Below are 14,249 nucleotides of genomic sequence, written 5' to 3'. Positions count from 1 at the left end.
GCGCCGCGGCGGCCGGGGAGCAGCCGGCGGCTGTCCCGGTTGGTCGCCGTGGTGTTGTTCGGTCTGGCCTGCGTGTAGCCGAGCAGGAGTCCGGCGAAGGGTCCGGGGACGGGTGAGGGCGGATCCCCGAGACTTAGGAGAACTTGGTCGCCGTCGCGGGTGGGTCGTCGAGGGAGAGCCGGAGGATGCGGCTGATGGGCTGGGCAAAGAGCAGGACGAGCAGGGCGATGACCCGGTCGCGGTCGGGGACGCTCTCGTCGCTGAGGGCCTGCGGATCAGGGCGAGTCGTTTCCACTGGCTGATCGGGGCCGGGGTTGACGGTGACGCGCGTTGGGATGGCCACTTTGGGCATGTGGCCGGCGACCACGCACCAGCGCAGCAACGCCGTGGCGGGCCGCCGGGCCAGGAAGGCGGTGGCGTGCCAAGCATCCAGGTCGGCCTGGACGAGGACGCGGCGGGCGTCCTGGTTGCGGTTCATGCCGAGGGGTTGCCTGTTGGCGATCGTGCGGAGCTTGCGCAGCAGGTGCCAGGTGGCGAAGCGTTCGAGCAGCTTCTCAACGAGACGACTCTCCCGGTCTCGGGCCTGGTCTGCCTTGGTGTGGTGGCCTTCTCGGCCGACGCGGTGGCCATTTGCGGGTAGGCGGAGGTGTAAGTGTCGGCGGTGCAGGGGGGCTGGGACTATCCGGCCGGAATTGAACGATAAGCCTCCGCCGCAGGTCAGGCAGGGTTGCGAAGGGGCGTGGGTGGATGGGGCACGCACGATGCGACACGCCTTGTCCTATCTGTAGGTCATCGGTCCGGAAGCGACCGCTACGATCGGGAGAAGATCACGAGCTGTCGCGCGGGCGTGGCACGAGGAGACTGGTTGAGCGACAGCGGGGCCGCCGATGCTGAGGACGAGGCCGGTGAGGCAGCGGCTGCGCCGCCTCCGTACGAGCCGGTGCGGGTGGTGCCAACTCGGCCGGATGGCTGGCCTGACTGGCTCGGTCGCAGGCCGATCAGCTCGGCCGACCGGGACAGGATCCTGAAGAATCTGAGTGCCGATCAGGAAGAGCTGGACGCTGCCAAACGACGGGACGGCCTGTGTCTCGCACCGCTGTTCTCGTCCGTGACGATCGAAGGGTTCGGCGGGCAGGGCGATCCACGAAAAGTGGCCCGGCTGCGAGCCGCCATCAATGCGGCGTGCCGGGTCGCGGCGGGCGATCGGCGGACCAGTTATCACGCGACGGATGAGCGCATCACCATCGGGATCGCGGGGCCGGACGCGCGTGAGCGGATCGCGGTGCTGCGCCGGCAGCTCGCCAAGATCGGCGGCAGCCGCGGCTGGACGATCACCGAAGATTTGAACTGACCAGCTCTCACGGTGAGTGGGGGTGGTGACTGTGCGGTTCCAGAAATGATCGTTATCGAGACACGAGCAGTCGATCTTGCCGCTTCGCAACGTCCCAGGTCGATCATTTCTCAAAGGCCGTGCCCGAAAACAACGTCTCACTACGGAACAAGGTCACCGTTTATGACACTCATCTCGGATGAGCAAGATCGGCTACGGGCGGGTCAGCACTCGCGACCAGAGTCCCGACAGCCAGCGCGACGCGCTGGCGGCTGCTGGATGTGACCGTATCTTCATCGACAAGGCGTCCGGCAAGCTCGACCGCAGGCCCGAGTTGGACAAGGCCCTGGACTACCTGCGGCCGGGTGACACCTTCGTCATCACCCGCCTGTCCCGAGCGGCCCGTTCGCTGAGGCACCTGCTGGACCTGGCGGCCGACTTGCGCGGGCGCGAGGTCGACCTGCTGGTGCTCAAGCAGGGCATCGATACCTCCACCCCGACCGGGCGGCTGCAGTTTCACATGTTCGGCGCGTTCGATGAGTTCCTGCGTGAGCTCATCGTCGAGGGCACGCTCGAAGGGCTGGCCTCTGCGCGAGCCCGCGGCCGTGTCGGTGGCCGGCCGCGGACGCTGGACGCCGATGGAATCGAGATGGCCCGAGCGCTGTATGAGATGAAGGGGCAAGACGGAAAGCGCAAGTACACCGTCCAGCAGATCGCGGATCGGCTTAAGCCTGCAATCCCCTGACCTGCGGCGGGAGGCCTAACGTTCAATTTCGGCCGGATGGTCCCAAGACCCCGTGCAGGCCCTGGAGGTGTGGCCCAGCGTTTCCTGCACGCCCTTCATCTCCGCGGCCGATCCCTGGTCCATTTCCGGGCCGAATCGATGCCGGTATTCCAACGGAGTGAGCCCCATCTTGCGACGCATCAGCGCACGCAGATTGGCTCCGGTGCCCAGCCCGCTGTGCCGCGCGACCGTCTCAAGGTGCGACTCGCCCCGCTCGATCAGCCGGCACGCCAGGGCAAGCCGTTCCCCGGTGAGCCACGCCAGCGGCGTGGTGCCCAGTTGTGCCCGGAAGCGGCGATGCAGTGTGGCCGGACTGACCGAGGCGCGCGCCGCGAGGTCGGACACCGCGAGCGGGGCGTCCAGACGCTCCTGGGCCCAGGCGAGAACAGGCGCCAAGGACTCATCCGGCACATCGGGCACGGGCCGCTCCACGAACTGCCGCTGCCCGCCGTCGCGGTGGGCGGCGAAGACGAGCCGTCGGCTCACGGAATTGGCGACCTCCGCGCCATTGTCGCGGCGGACGATGTGCAGGCCCAGGTCGAGCGCGGCTGCGCTCCCCGCGGCGGTGAGGATGTCACCGTCGTCCACGAACAACACGTCTGTTTCGAGCCGGACGGAAGGGAAGCGGGCCCGGAAGGAGTCCGCCCACTGCCAGTGCGCGGTGGCCCGGCGCCCGTCGAGGACCCCGGCCTCTGCCAGGGTGAAGGCACCGCTGCAGAAGCCGACCAGGCGGGCACCGCGCGCATGCGCCCGCCGGATGGCATCGAGCACGGCGGCGCGGCGGGGCACCTCGACGTCGGGACGGTTGGGGACGATCAACGTGTCCGCCGAATCGGCCGCCTCCAGGCCGGCGACGCCCGTGAGTGTGAAGAACCCGTCCCGCATCAGCGTGCGCGGCTCGGGGGAACACAGGCGGAAGTCGTAGAGATCGCGCCCGAGCTCGGGCCTGCGCAAGCCGAAGATCTCCGTTGCGCAGCCCAGCTCGAAGGGGTTGGAGTTCTCGTCCACGATCACGACGACCCGATGCTGGCCCGCAGCATGGATGGTATGCGAGGATTCTTGCGCCATGTGCTATTTCTAGCACTCACGCCGAGAATGCCCGATCGGCCAGGATTGACGCGTGAGCAATGAACCCATCGCCCTCAGCAAGGCTCTGGCCTCCTTCGACGCCCTGTGGAGCCCCCGCATCGTCACCCGCGTCAACGACTACGACGTACGCGTTGCCAAGGTCGAGGGCGAGCACATCTGGCACGTCCACGATGACACTGACGAGTTCTTCCTCGTGCTCGACGGGGAGCTGTACATCTCCTTGCGTGAATCCGGTGGAGAGCGCATGGTCCGGCTCCCCACGGGCGCGGCGTTCACCGTCCCTCGCGGCACGGAACACAAGCCGTCCGCTCCCACCGGAGCCGCGATCCTCCTGTTCGAGCCCACCGGGACGCCGTCGGTCGGCGACCGCCACGCCCCGATCCCCGACCACGTCGACGCAACGACAGGGTACGCGCTCGACCTCTGACGGCAGCCGGGCGTGCCCCTCAACCGCCGCTCAGCCGGCCGCTCGCTCAAGCGTGGGCCGTATCACCGGTTGAATCTCGGATTCAGGTGGCGGCTCGCGGCCCTAGTGCTGCGTTCCTCGAAAGGGCGTGAGAGTGCCTTTGGCCAGAAGCCTCGGGCAGGGGCACTCTCATGACAGGAAGTTCCGCCATGCCGAAGCTACTGTTCGCGCGGGCTCCGTGCGATGAGAGGGAAGAACGCGGTGTGCGCTGGTTGGCCGGTGCCCGGCACGCTCCCGGTGAGTGAATTCAGCGCGCCCGGATCGTGGTGGCCAGCTCGAACGGGCCCGGCCCTGGGCCCACCGCACACCGCCGATGTGACCGACCGGAGGAAGAGACCGTGACCCCCGAGATCACCGACGCGCTGGCCAGGGACCTGGTCGACACCCAGTTCCCGCAGTGGGCCGGGTTGCCGCTGAAGCTGCTCGACCCGGCCGGCTCCGACCATGTGATCTACCGGCTGGGCGAGGAGCTGTCCGTGCGGCTGCCCCGCCACGACGGCGCCGTCGGGCAGGCGGAGAAGGAGGCCGAGTGGCTGCCCCGGCTCGCGCCGCACCTGCCGCTGGCCGTCCCGGTGCCGGTGGCCGTGGGGCAACCAGACTTGGGGTTTCCGTGGCGATGGTCGGTGTCGCAGTGGCTGGAGGGCGAGCCGGCGACCGTCGAGGCGCTCGCCGGCTCGTCCGAGGCCGCCGTCACGCTGGCGGGCTTCCTGACCGCCCTCCAGCGATTCACCCCCGACGCCGTCCCGGGCGAGGGGCTCTCGGGCCGGCCGCTCGCCGACCGCGACCGCGACACGCGGGCGGCCATCGCCCGGGTCGCGGGCGTGTTCGACGCCGCCGCGATGACCGAGCTGTGGGACGCGGCGTTGGCCGCCCCCGCCTGGAACCGTCCCCCGGTCTGGTTCCACGGCGACTTCCACACCGGCAACCTGCTGACGGCCGACGGCCGCCTCAGCGCGGTCATCGACTTCGGCGGGCTCGGCCTCGGCGACCCGGCCTGCGACCTGACCATCGCCTTCACGCTGATGACGCTCTCGAGCCGGGCCGCCTTCCGCGCTGTGCTCGGCGTAGACGACGCCACCTGGGCCCGGGGCCGCGGCTGGGCCCTCGCCACCGGCCTGAACGCCTACGTCACGTACGCGGCCGTCAATCCCCGCGTCGCCGCGCAGACCACCCGTCAGATCACCGAGGCCCTGGCCGGCTAGGGGCGGGTCAGACGGGGAACCGCACACCAGTCAGGCGTTCCGACAGCTCCCACAATCGCCGGCCGGTCTCGGGGTCGGCGGCGGCGGGGGCAGGCCGGACCCGCTCGGGAGCGCCCCGGAGCTCGGCCATACCGCTGGGGCCGATGAACTCGCCGCCCTCGACGCCGGGCGCGGTGGCCGCGTGGAGCTGGGGGAGCGCGCCCTGCGCGGGAGGCTGGGCGCCGGGCGCGAGAAGGTGGCCGAACAGCAGCTTCACCAGGCCGGCCGAGGCGCGGGTCGTCGCCCTTGGCGAGGAGGTCGAGCAGCAGGCCGGTGAGCGCGAAGTGGCCGAGGTGATTGGCGGCGAACTGCGGCTCGTGGCCCTCGGCGGTGAGCGTGCGGGGCGGCGCCATCAGGACCGCGTTGTTGACCAGCACGTCGAGGCGGCCGAGGCCGGCGCGGAGGCGCTCGGCGAACGCCCGCATCGAGCCGGGGTCGGTCAGGTCGAGGCGGCGCACGTCCGGCGCGGAGCCCGGTCCCGCGAGGCGTTCCTCGACACGGGCTACGCCGAGACCTCGATGCACCACATCGCCGAGGCCGCGGGCGTGTCGATCAAGACCGTCCACCGCCACTTCGACGGAAAGGACGAGCTGTTCAGCGCCGTCATCCACGACGCCTGCTCGGCTCCCGAGGACCCGGAGGGCGAGCACGCCGACCTACCGTGGCTGTGTGTTGCCGGTACGCGGTCCGCCGCAGGTTGTGACCGCGTACCGGCTTGCGTCGCGTCAGTGCGCGGGGGTGGTGGCGCGTACGAAGTCGGTCAGCGACTGGGGCGTGACGTTCGGGTATCTGGCGTTGTCCAGGCTGTCGAACTTGGCTTTGCCGGTCACCATGCACCACTGGTATTGCAGCGCCACGTAGTCGAACGGGTTCTGGGTGAGTGCTGCCTGACGGGTGATCTCCGCGCGCAGGTCGTCGGCGGTGCCGAGGTGGCTCAGTCGCAGGGTCCGGCCGGAGCCGCGCTGGACCGCGTCGTGGAACTGGCGCATCGACATGACCTCGCCGGCGAAGCGCAGGGTTCCGGTGGCGGCCGGGTCGAGGGCGACGGCGGCGGTGTAGGCGGCGGTGTCGGGCACCGAGGTCAGGTCGAGCGGCTGGTCGGGGTCTCCCCAGTGGGACAGGGTGGCCTGCTGCCAGTCGATCAGCCCCATGAAGCCGGTCATCACCTCATAAAAGGCCCCGTTGAGCACGGAGATCACGTCCAGGCGGGTGCCGGCGCGTGCGGTGGCGGCCTGCCGGCGCCAGTCGATCATGAAGTTGTCGCCATCGTCCAGTTTGGTCAGGTCGAAGGCGAAGTCGGATGGGATGAACCGCTGGGCGCCGGCCTTCTCCGCGGCGCGCACGAGGTTGGCCTGCCCGTCCACGATCACTTCGGGGCCGCCCTGGACGGCCGAGATCACGGTCGTGGCGTCGCCGACGGCCTCTGCCAGCTGCTCGGGCGGATCGGTGATGTCGCCCTCGACCAGCTCCAAGCCGCCGTCCCGCATGAGGGAGTTCTTCTTCTCCTCGCTGGTGCCGGGTCGCACCAGGGCCCGTACGGGGGCGCCCTGGTCGAGAAGGGCTCGGACGATCTGGCCGCCGAGCAGCCCGGTGGCACCGGCCACAAAGATCTTGGGGAAAGAGGACATCATGGAGGGACTCCTTGCTGGTAACTGCTGTGAACGTTCGCCCCAAGGGGGCGTTTCAGGGATGCGGTCAGGGGATGAGCAGGGTCTTGCCGACGGTGCCGCGCGCCTCGATGGCGGCATGCGCGTCGGCTGCCCGCTCCAGCGGGAAGCGTTGGCCGATCACCGGTGTGAGCTGCCCGGCCGCGGCCAGCTCCAGGACCTCGGTCACCAGGTCGCGGGCGAGGGCGGGCCTGCTCCAGAGGAGACCCGCGCTGAACCCGGTCAGGGTCAGGCCCCGGCCGAGCAGTTCCATGGGCCGGACCTCCAGCGGCGTGCCGCTGGAGAAGCCGAACGTGATCTGGCGTCCGGTGCCCGGTGTGAGCAGGTCGAACGATTCGCGGCCGAGCGCTCCGCCGACATGGTCGAAGACCACGTCCATCGAGCCGCCTGCGGCGTCACGAGCCTGGGTCGTCCAGCCGGGGAGCGTGTAGTCGACCACGTGGTCGGCGCGCAGCTTGCCGAGCAGCGCGAGCTTGTGCTCCCCGCGCGCCGCCGCGACGACCGTCGCCCCGGCCCGCTTGAGCAGCTGCACCAGGACCGTGCCGACAGCACCCGCGGCCGCCAGCACCAGGACCCGGTCACCGGCGCTCACGCGAGCCGCGCTGATCAAGCCCTGGGCCGTGACGCCGTACCGGTAGAGGGCGACCGCCTCGGGCAGGTCGATGCCGTCGCCGACCGGGATGAGGGAGCCGGTGGGCACGACGGCGGTCTCGGCGTATCCGCCCAGGCCCGTCGTGCTGGCCAGGACCCGCGCGCCGATCAGCGCGGTATCGCCGCCGGGGCCGACCTCGGCGACCAGCCCGGCGATCTCCTTGCCGAGGATCACCGGAAGCGGCGCGCCGCCGAGTGCGCCGCGCATCGTCCCCGCCCGGACCTGGGTCTCCAGGAACTGGACGCCGATCGCGGCCACCCGCACCGCGACCTCGCCTGCCGTCGGCCTTGGCGTGGGGACGTCCGCGATGCGCAGGTGTGCCGGTGGGCCGAATTCGTGCAGCACGACGGCATGCATGTGACATCACTTCCTTGATGGAAAGGCAGTAGGGGAGTGCGCGACGAGGGGGACCCGCAGACGGCCACGTCGCGCTCGGGCACGCAAGACGGGAGCCGGGGGCAACCACGACAGCCCTGGCCTGGGCCGATGGAGGTGCGGCCACGTGTCGAGGATGGCCGGTGGCGTGCGGCAGTACGAAGCCACGAGCCGAGAGGGTGTGGAGCAGCGGCGGCACCGGACGTCTCTGTGCCCGGACTTCTGCGTGGCCGCAGGTCTACGTCGCGACGCGGGCGAGACGACGGTACCGTGACGGGCTCATTGCCCCTTCTTGATCGCTTCGCTGAGCGCGCCGAGGCCCGCGGCCAGTTGCTCGACGTCAGCCGGCTCCCACTCCGCCAGTAGGGCGGCGACCGCTGCCGTGCGCGCCTTCCAGAGTTTGCTGATGGCGAGCTTGCCCGCCCGCGTGACGCTCACCAGTTGTGCGCGGGCATCGGCCGGATCGGGCCGCCGCTCGATGAAGCCGCGTGACTCCAGGCGTTTGGCCGGGGGTGACAGTGTGGACTTGTCCACCTCCATCAGCTCCGCCAGGACCGACAGTCGTACCGGCGCGTGCAGCGACACCTGGGCGAGCAGGGTGTAGTCGCCCAGGGACAGCTCCAGCCCGGAGGCGGCCATGATCTTGCGTCGCGTGGCCGGGGAGAACATCCAGTTGCCCACCGCGGCCAGCGCTGCCGCCACGCCGTCGACGGCCTCACGTTGCGGGCGGGAGCGGCCGTCCTTGCCTGCCGACACGTGTTCCATCCTCACACCGTCCCCGAAATGGTTGGTTTGGCAAAACCAACTATGTCGTATGGGGGAACTGGATGCAAGTGCATGGGCCGTCGATGTCAGGACGCCCGTGCCACCCCGGCAATCGCGTAACCGGTACAACCGGGGAGCCGCACCCGATGAGGTGAGCAGTTGGGCAGGGAGGGGCAGATGACGTTGAAGGCGTGGCCGCAGCGACCAGGATCCGGGTCAACTGTTCAGGGCGTACCGCTCGGGTGGGCCTCAGCACCCGCCCCTCGGCCGCCTTCAGGCATCCCGGACGCGGGAACCGCAAGCCGGGCCTGCCTCGGCCCTCGGAGCCGGGCTTGATCTAAGGTTCGTGCCTGCGCGAATCATCTCTCTCAACGCCTGGGGAGGCGCGATGTTCGACGAACTCGCCCCCTGGCTCGACAGCTGCGACGACGACCACTCCCAGGCCGAGTGGGCCCTTGCGCTCTGGGCGATCGCAGCAGGTGACACGATCCAGGAGCTCTTTATCGCACTTGAGCAGTGTCTCGACCTGCTCCCGAACAGGCGGCGGCGTGCCGTCCGCATCGCGGCTCTTCGCCTCGGCGAAGCCGGGCTCCTTGCAGAGCGATCAGTGACAGCCACCACCGCCAGCGGCTTGCTCGCGGAGATGCCGGCTGCCCGAGCTGGCCGCGCAGTCACACAGCGCAGTCCAGAATGGGTGGCTCCGGCAGCCGTTCAAGAGCGAGGACCACTGGCAGGCGTTGCCCGCACAGCAAGGTGGCTCAAAGTCGATCAGGCGCCACGATACCGATAGGCCGACAGCGGCCGCCGGTCTCATAGTCCGATGCCGTGCAGGGGGTTGTCGTTCCACTTGTCGGCCTGGCGGATGTAGCCGGCAACGACGGGGGAGCCGTCGCCCCAGCGTCCATGACGGGTGATCGCGGACATGGGCGCACCGGCCTTGGCGGCGGAGGTGGCGCCGCCCGCGCGCAGGCCATGCGCGGTGTAGGCATCGGCGTGGTCGAGGCCGGCGGCTGCCGCGGCCCGTTTGACGATCAAGTTGATCGACTGCGGGGTCAGCCGTTCACGGCGGCCGCGCCCGGCGACGGGATGAGTGCGGGCGGCGATGCGGCCGTGCCGGTCGATCGGGCGGAACAGCGGCCCGGTCGTCACACCGGCGTCCGCCAGGTCGGCGAGCCATGCGCGGGTCACCCGGACGGGGCAGGTCCGCGGGTGCTGGCCGTAGGGGATGGCGACGATCTCGCCGTGGGCGTCCTGGTCGGTCTTGCTGAACGGGACGTACAGCTCCAGGCCGTCAGCGGTGAAGGTGAGGTCGTCGATGTCGATGTCGGTGATCTCCGAGCGGCGGCCCATCAGGGCGAAGCCGAGCACCAGGACGGCGCGGTCGCGGCGTCCTGCAGGGGTGCCGTCGGGCGGAGCGTCGACCATCGCGCGCAGCCGGTCGACGGTGATCGGCGGAGACTTACGGGGGCGGTGGCCTTGCTGGGCGCGTTCGCGGCGGTAGGCGCGCAGGGCCAGCCGGGCCGCGGTGGTGGCGGGTTTGGCGAGCTGGGCGTGGTCGTGGGCGGCCAGCACGCAGGCCAGCGCGCGGTCGATGGTGGAGGGGGCGTACTGCTGGGCGGCCAGGTGGGCGACGTAGTTGGCCAGGGTCGCAGGGGTGGCGGGCAACAGGGTGCCGCCGGTGGACCGGCACCAGGTGGCGTAGGCGCCGAAGTCGCGGGCGTAGGCAAGGCGGGTGTTGGCGGCCAGGCCCTCCTCGACCAGTCGGGTTGTGCGGCCCTCCAGGAGGTGCTCATCCGGGGCGGCGGGCGGCGCGGGGGCGCGCTCCGGGAGCCGTTCGGGAGCACCCATATGGTTTTCCATGATCAACTCTGGTTAGCGATAAGTGAGCTTATCGCTAACCAGATCTGAAGATGCCGATCTCCGGGGAGGCGGGAGGAGTGGCGGGCATCGGCTGCGGATCACGCCACTGACAGCAGGTGGGAATCCCGCTGACAGTAGGTGAGAAAACCCCAGGTCAGAAAGATGAGAACTCTCATTCAGACGGCCGACGATCATCGTATCTCACACAACTTGAATTGTGTGAGATAGTCGAACGTTGTTTCTAGTCGTATCCGTATCCGTTCAAACGGATACGGATACGAGAAGGAAACGATTCTGATGGGCTTCCTGGCGTGAATGAACGTGAGGAGCCGGCGGGATCAGCAGGGCAGAGCGCGGGGGATTCCATCGCGGGACGGCTCGGGGTCCCGTCCGTGGACGAACTGTCCGATCCTGGTCCCGCGGCGGACGTCGCGGACGGGGGAGTGGTGCCGGAGCCGCTGTCCGGCCGAGTGGAGGAGGCAGTCGCCGCCGAGCGCGCCGCGCGTACCCGCGCCGCCGGCCGACGGGCCTGCCGGTACTGCGGCGGCGCCCTGCCGCCGGGCAAGCGCGCCGACGCGCTGGACTGCAGCCCCGACCACCGCACTCGCTACCACCGCGAGCGCGTCCCGGCCGAGACCGCCGCCGCCCGCGACAGTGGTCAGGTGCGCCTGGAACAGGCCCAGGCCGTCCTCGGGCCGCTGGCCGACCAGATCGCCGCCGCGGCGGCCGGGCTGCGCGCCGACCTGGAGCAAGCCGTCGCCGACACGATCGCGCAGGCCCAAGCCGCCCGCGCCGACGCCGCGCAGGCGCGCCGCGAGAAGAACGAGGCCGACACCCGTGCCGAGCTGGCCGACCGCCGCACCCAAGCCGCCCGGGAAAAACAGGGGGCCGCCGAACGGGAGCAGCGCCGCGTCCGGCAGGAGGCCGACAGCAAGGTCGACGCGGCCAAGGCCGACGCCCGCGACGCCTGGGCTCAGGTCGCCGAGCACGAACGCGCCCGCGGCGCGGCCGAGCAGGCCCGCGACGACGCGCTACGCGAGCGTGAGCAGGCCGAGGTCGAGCAGCAACGGACTGCCGCCCTGCTGGAGGAGGCCCGGCGCGAGCTCGACCGGCTGCGCGCTGCGGCGGACGCGCACGCCCGGCTCGCCGAGACCCTGCGGGCCGCGGCCGCTGATGCCGACCTCGCCCGCGAGCGTGCCGAGCACGACAGCCGCCAGGCCCAGGCCCGGGCCGAGACCGCCGAAGGCCGCGCCGAGACCGCCAGGCAGGAGGCGGCCGAGGCGCGTTTGGCCCTGGTCGCCGCGCAGGGAGAAGCCGCCGCCGCGCGGCTGCAGGCCCGCGCCGAGGACGAGCTGCGCCAGGCCGGCACCGACCGCGATCTCCAGCGCGAGCGCGCCGTGGCCGCCGAACAGCAGGCCCGCGCCGCCCAGGCCGAACGTGAACGCGACGCCGAACAGGTGCGGGAACTACGTGACCGGCTGGCCGCCGCCCAGACAGCCGCCGGGCTGGTGCTGCCCGACCTGGCCGACCTCAGCGGCGACCTCGGTGAAGGCGTGCGCGGCGTGACGGTGCCTGGCGCTGGTGTCGTCGTCGCCCGGCAGCCGGACGGCGCCGTGGTGCTGCACCACCAGGGTCGGCAGATCCGGGTGGGCGACGGCGAGCACGCTCCGGCCCACGGCCGGGCCCTGGCCGCCGCGCTGCTGGCCCTCTCCTCGCCGCGATCGTGAGTGCCCTGGCACACCCCGCCGCTCCCGGTTGAGGAACCGGCGAACAGCCGTTGGCGGCACCTGGGAGTAACTTGGCTGGATGCTCCGGCAGGGCCTCGGTCACGATGAGCTCGGGCGGTCACTGGACCGCTGCCAAGGGGAGCGGGATCAGCGGAGGAATCCCTGTGAAGGTCAGGGGTGCCCGCGAAGTGCGGCCGGGTCGTGTTCGGGGCGTTCGGGCCCACTTGCTGGCCCAGGATCCGGTTGGCGGCTATGCGTCGCGCATCCGTAGGAGCAGGCCGCCGGCCAGGAGCGCCGCGGTGGCCCAGGCCGTGGCTGTGTTCTCCGCTGGAAGAGGACGTTGCGATGATGCGGCGACTGGGCCGATCGGATGTGGTGATACCGGGAGGCCTGGCAGCAGGTGGGGCAGCCAAGGGAGCAGCTGCCGTGAAAGTGCTTGGGGGGCACTAACCTCCGGGCATGGCTGAATCACGGCACCCCCGCCAGATCATCACGCGGCTCGTCGACGGACGCATCTGCGTCTACGACCTGGCTGCCAAGGCCAGCGGCGTGCTGTCACCCGCCATGATTTGTCCACCGTCTCCCGGGGACGACGTCATCGACCACGCAATTGCCGCTGACTTTCAGCGTGTCTACTACACGACTCTGAACGCGGTCGTGTGCGTGACGCCGGACGGAGCCGAGGTCTGGCGGTCTGGGCTTGAACCAGAGTCAGTCCAGCGATACCGACACGAGCCTGGCTGTGTGCTGTCGTTCGATGGACGCGTGGTGTGGGTCTACCGCCCTGACGCCATGGCCGGCCGTGACCGACCCGACCAGTGGGTAGCCCTGGACGCCTGGTCCGGAGCGGTCATCGCGCAGGCGGATCTGCAGACCGTCGGGCACGGCGGAGTGCAACTGCTGCACGGGACGAGCGGTCAAGTCCTCCTCAACGTGGGAGAAGGACAGGACGGTTCGGTCATCTACCGCGCCTCACTGACCAAGGCCGGGATCGATCTCTTCTGCTACCCCTGGGACGATCGATGCCTCATCGACCTGTCGCCCGATGGCCGCCAGTTCATGACCGTTGACCACAACCAGGCTGACATCGCCGTCCACGCCTACCCCGAAGGCGGGGTGGCGTTCACCCTCTCGGTCGACGCCTTCGGACACGACCCGGACGAGGCCTATGTGGAATGGTGCGGCGGCTACCTGAGCCCAGACACCGTCATCGTCACCATCGCTGGCGAAACCGAGGACGAGCAGGAGTGGATCCACCACTACCGCGTCGATGCGCGCTCTGGCCAAGTCCAAGCCGAGCTCGACGCGCGCGGGGAGCATTCCTACGACATCCGCCCTCTCGGGGACGGGACCTGGCTCACCACGCATCCATCTGGTCACCCGGTCCGCTGGACCGATTCATAGGAGACCCCGCCGCTGAACTGGGCGAACCTCAGTAGAGCCGCAGTGCCAGGCACTCAGTTCGATGGCCGAGGCAGAAGGTGGATCACGCCCACCGAGGTGTCCTTGACTGGTGAGGCGTGGACGGCGCGAACCATCGGGCTGCCGGGCCAGAGCGGGACGGAGGCCTGCTCCGGCGTGCCTCCGCCGTTCGGGAACTCCGGGGTCGGCACGGCTGTTCTCGACTACCTGGCGGACGCAGCATCCAGGCTTGGCGGCCTTCAGCCGGAACAGGTATCGGCGTCGCAGCCGTCGCCGCTCGTTCCTCCCGTCGTCCCCGTCGTCCCCGTCGTCGTTGTCGTCGTTGTCCCTGCTCTCTTCGTCGCCGGGGTCGCCGTCGGCGGCGTTTTGCCCCTTTGGCGTAGCCCCCTTTCCTGCCGGGCGGCTTCTTCCAGGGCTGCGCTCAGCTCACCGTCCAAGACCATCCCGGCGGCATGATGGTGGGCGCGGGCGGTGGTGGAGTCGACGCTGACCAGGTCGAGGTCGGCCTGTCCCCGGGCTGCGGCCTCGGCGATCATGGCCTGCATCAGCTGCTCGAACACGCCGTCCCGCGCCCAGGAGCGGAACCGGTCGTAGGCGGTGGACCATGGCCCGTACTCCTTCGGCAGGTCACGCCACGGGCTGCCGGTACGAAACCGCCACATCACCGCGTTGAACAGCCGTCGCAGATCCGGGATCGGACCCCGCTCACCCAGCGGTAAGTGAGGCTCGATCAAGGACCATTCTTCGTCGGTGAGGTCTCCACGCGCCATGTTCGATGGCCTGCCAGGGTCACCGGCCGTACCGCAGGCAATCCCTCTGATCTCAACTCCGTACAGGCCCTAGCCCTGGCACTACCCCGCGGCGCGAGAAC

The 14,249-nt window shown here is 70.2% G+C and carries 14 protein-coding genes and 2 pseudogenes; 7 read left to right on the top strand and 9 right to left on the bottom strand.

The features are described 5' to 3' along the window. Positions 1-133: 133 nt before the first annotated feature. The gene (locus AB0J76_RS48735) at positions 134-478 is read right to left on the bottom strand and encodes a hypothetical protein (protein WP_352327970.1); all 345 of its coding nucleotides are present in this window, start codon (positions 476-478) and stop codon (positions 134-136) included. 387 nt (positions 479-865) lie between these two features. On the opposite strand from AB0J76_RS48735, the gene AB0J76_RS48730 reads away from it, so the two are divergent. Further along, a complete protein-coding gene (locus tag AB0J76_RS48730) occupies positions 866-1,351 on the top strand; it encodes a hypothetical protein (RefSeq protein WP_352327969.1) in 486 nt (161 codons plus the stop codon). Between the two features lie 178 nt (positions 1,352-1,529). After that, positions 1,530-2,075 (top strand): recombinase family protein, encoded by a 546-nt coding sequence (locus tag AB0J76_RS48725; RefSeq protein ID WP_352327968.1) that lies wholly within the window; start codon positions 1,530-1,532, stop codon positions 2,073-2,075. Positions 2,076-2,090: 15 nt separating this feature from the next. Here the strand turns inward: AB0J76_RS48725 and AB0J76_RS48720 are convergent, their stop codons facing one another. Beyond that, positions 2,091-3,182, bottom strand: a complete 1,092-nt coding sequence (locus tag AB0J76_RS48720; protein WP_352327967.1) for a helix-turn-helix domain-containing protein — start codon at positions 3,180-3,182, stop codon at positions 2,091-2,093. 52 nt (positions 3,183-3,234) lie between these two features. Between AB0J76_RS48720 and AB0J76_RS48715 the strand changes: the two genes are divergently transcribed. Then, positions 3,235-3,630 carry a cupin domain-containing protein gene (locus AB0J76_RS48715; protein ID WP_352327966.1) on the top strand — a complete coding sequence of 132 codons (396 nt, stop codon included), beginning with the start codon at positions 3,235-3,237 and terminating at the stop codon, positions 3,628-3,630. Between the two features lie 377 nt (positions 3,631-4,007). Beyond that, the gene (locus AB0J76_RS48710) at positions 4,008-4,871 is read left to right on the top strand and encodes an aminoglycoside phosphotransferase family protein (RefSeq protein WP_364394215.1); all 864 of its coding nucleotides are present in this window, start codon (positions 4,008-4,010) and stop codon (positions 4,869-4,871) included. A gap of 7 nt (positions 4,872-4,878) precedes the next feature. Here the strand turns inward: AB0J76_RS48710 and AB0J76_RS48705 are convergent, their stop codons facing one another. Both AB0J76_RS48705 and AB0J76_RS48700 read right to left on the bottom strand, forming a co-directional pair. Further along, on the bottom strand, positions 4,879-5,127 hold the full coding sequence (locus AB0J76_RS48705; protein ID WP_352329232.1) for a hypothetical protein: 249 nt from the start codon (positions 5,125-5,127) through the stop codon (positions 4,879-4,881). Between the two features lie 37 nt (positions 5,128-5,164). Then, positions 5,165-5,368 (bottom strand): annotated as a pseudogene (locus AB0J76_RS48700) (SDR family NAD(P)-dependent oxidoreductase); the annotation flags it as partial. A 30-nt stretch (positions 5,369-5,398) separates the two neighbouring features. On the opposite strand from AB0J76_RS48700, the pseudogene AB0J76_RS48695 reads away from it, so the two are divergent. After that, positions 5,399-5,503: pseudogene (locus AB0J76_RS48695) on the top strand (helix-turn-helix domain-containing protein); the annotation flags it as partial. Between the two features lie 132 nt (positions 5,504-5,635). On the opposite strand, the gene AB0J76_RS48690 reads toward AB0J76_RS48695, so the two are convergent. From AB0J76_RS48690 to AB0J76_RS48675, 4 genes are all read right to left on the bottom strand, one after another. Next, entirely contained in the window at positions 5,636-6,541 is a 906-nt protein-coding gene (locus tag AB0J76_RS48690) for an NmrA family NAD(P)-binding protein (RefSeq protein ID WP_352329230.1), read from the bottom strand. Between the two features lie 64 nt (positions 6,542-6,605). Further along, positions 6,606-7,586, bottom strand: coding sequence for a zinc-binding dehydrogenase (locus AB0J76_RS48685; RefSeq protein WP_352329228.1), 981 nt, complete (start codon positions 7,584-7,586; stop codon positions 6,606-6,608). A gap of 297 nt (positions 7,587-7,883) precedes the next feature. Further along, on the bottom strand, positions 7,884-8,369 hold the full coding sequence (locus AB0J76_RS48680; RefSeq protein ID WP_352329226.1) for a MarR family transcriptional regulator: 486 nt from the start codon (positions 8,367-8,369) through the stop codon (positions 7,884-7,886). An 810-nt stretch (positions 8,370-9,179) separates the two neighbouring features. Next, a complete protein-coding gene (locus AB0J76_RS48675) occupies positions 9,180-10,217 on the bottom strand; it encodes a tyrosine-type recombinase/integrase (RefSeq protein WP_352329224.1) in 1,038 nt (345 codons plus the stop codon). A gap of 323 nt (positions 10,218-10,540) precedes the next feature. Between AB0J76_RS48675 and AB0J76_RS48670 the strand changes: the two genes are divergently transcribed. After that, entirely contained in the window at positions 10,541-11,956 is a 1,416-nt protein-coding gene (locus AB0J76_RS48670) for a hypothetical protein (RefSeq protein WP_364394209.1), read from the top strand. A 459-nt stretch (positions 11,957-12,415) separates the two neighbouring features. Further along, positions 12,416-13,360 (top strand): hypothetical protein, encoded by a 945-nt coding sequence (locus tag AB0J76_RS48665; RefSeq protein ID WP_352331206.1) that lies wholly within the window; start codon positions 12,416-12,418, stop codon positions 13,358-13,360. 257 nt (positions 13,361-13,617) lie between these two features. Here AB0J76_RS48665 and AB0J76_RS48660 read toward each other — a convergent pair whose 3' ends face one another. Then, a complete protein-coding gene (locus AB0J76_RS48660; RefSeq protein ID WP_364394206.1) occupies positions 13,618-14,148 on the bottom strand; it encodes an IS5 family transposase in 531 nt (176 codons plus the stop codon). Positions 14,149-14,249 lie beyond the last annotated feature (101 nt).

The organism is Nonomuraea sp. NPDC049624 (assembly GCF_040675255.1).
Lineage (GTDB): Bacteria > Actinomycetota > Actinomycetes > Streptosporangiales > Streptosporangiaceae > Nonomuraea.
This window is presented reverse-complemented; position numbering and strand designations above follow the sequence as displayed.

Bases quoted from the DNA above. Each gene is read 5' to 3' on its own strand.
- AB0J76_RS48735 (WP_352327970.1), bottom strand. From the start codon at position 478: ATGAACCGCAACCAGGACGCCCGCCGCGTCCTCGTCCAGGCCGACCTG.
- AB0J76_RS48725 (WP_352327968.1), top strand. From the start codon at position 1,530: ATGAGCAAGATCGGCTACGGGCGGGTCAGCACTCGCGACCAGAGTCCC.
- AB0J76_RS48720 (WP_352327967.1), bottom strand. From the start codon at position 3,182: ATGGCGCAAGAATCCTCGCATACCATCCATGCTGCGGGCCAGCATCGG.
- AB0J76_RS48690 (WP_352329230.1), bottom strand. From the start codon at position 6,541: ATGATGTCCTCTTTCCCCAAGATCTTTGTGGCCGGTGCCACCGGGCTG.
- AB0J76_RS48685 (WP_352329228.1), bottom strand. From the start codon at position 7,586: ATGCATGCCGTCGTGCTGCACGAATTCGGCCCACCGGCACACCTGCGC.
- AB0J76_RS48680 (WP_352329226.1), bottom strand. From the start codon at position 8,369: ATGGAACACGTGTCGGCAGGCAAGGACGGCCGCTCCCGCCCGCAACGT.
- AB0J76_RS48675 (WP_352329224.1), bottom strand. From the start codon at position 10,217: ATGGGTGCTCCCGAACGGCTCCCGGAGCGCGCCCCCGCGCCGCCCGCC.
- AB0J76_RS48665 (WP_352331206.1), top strand. From the start codon at position 12,416: ATGGCTGAATCACGGCACCCCCGCCAGATCATCACGCGGCTCGTCGAC.
- AB0J76_RS48660 (WP_364394206.1), bottom strand. From the start codon at position 14,148: ATGGCGCGTGGAGACCTCACCGACGAAGAATGGTCCTTGATCGAGCCT.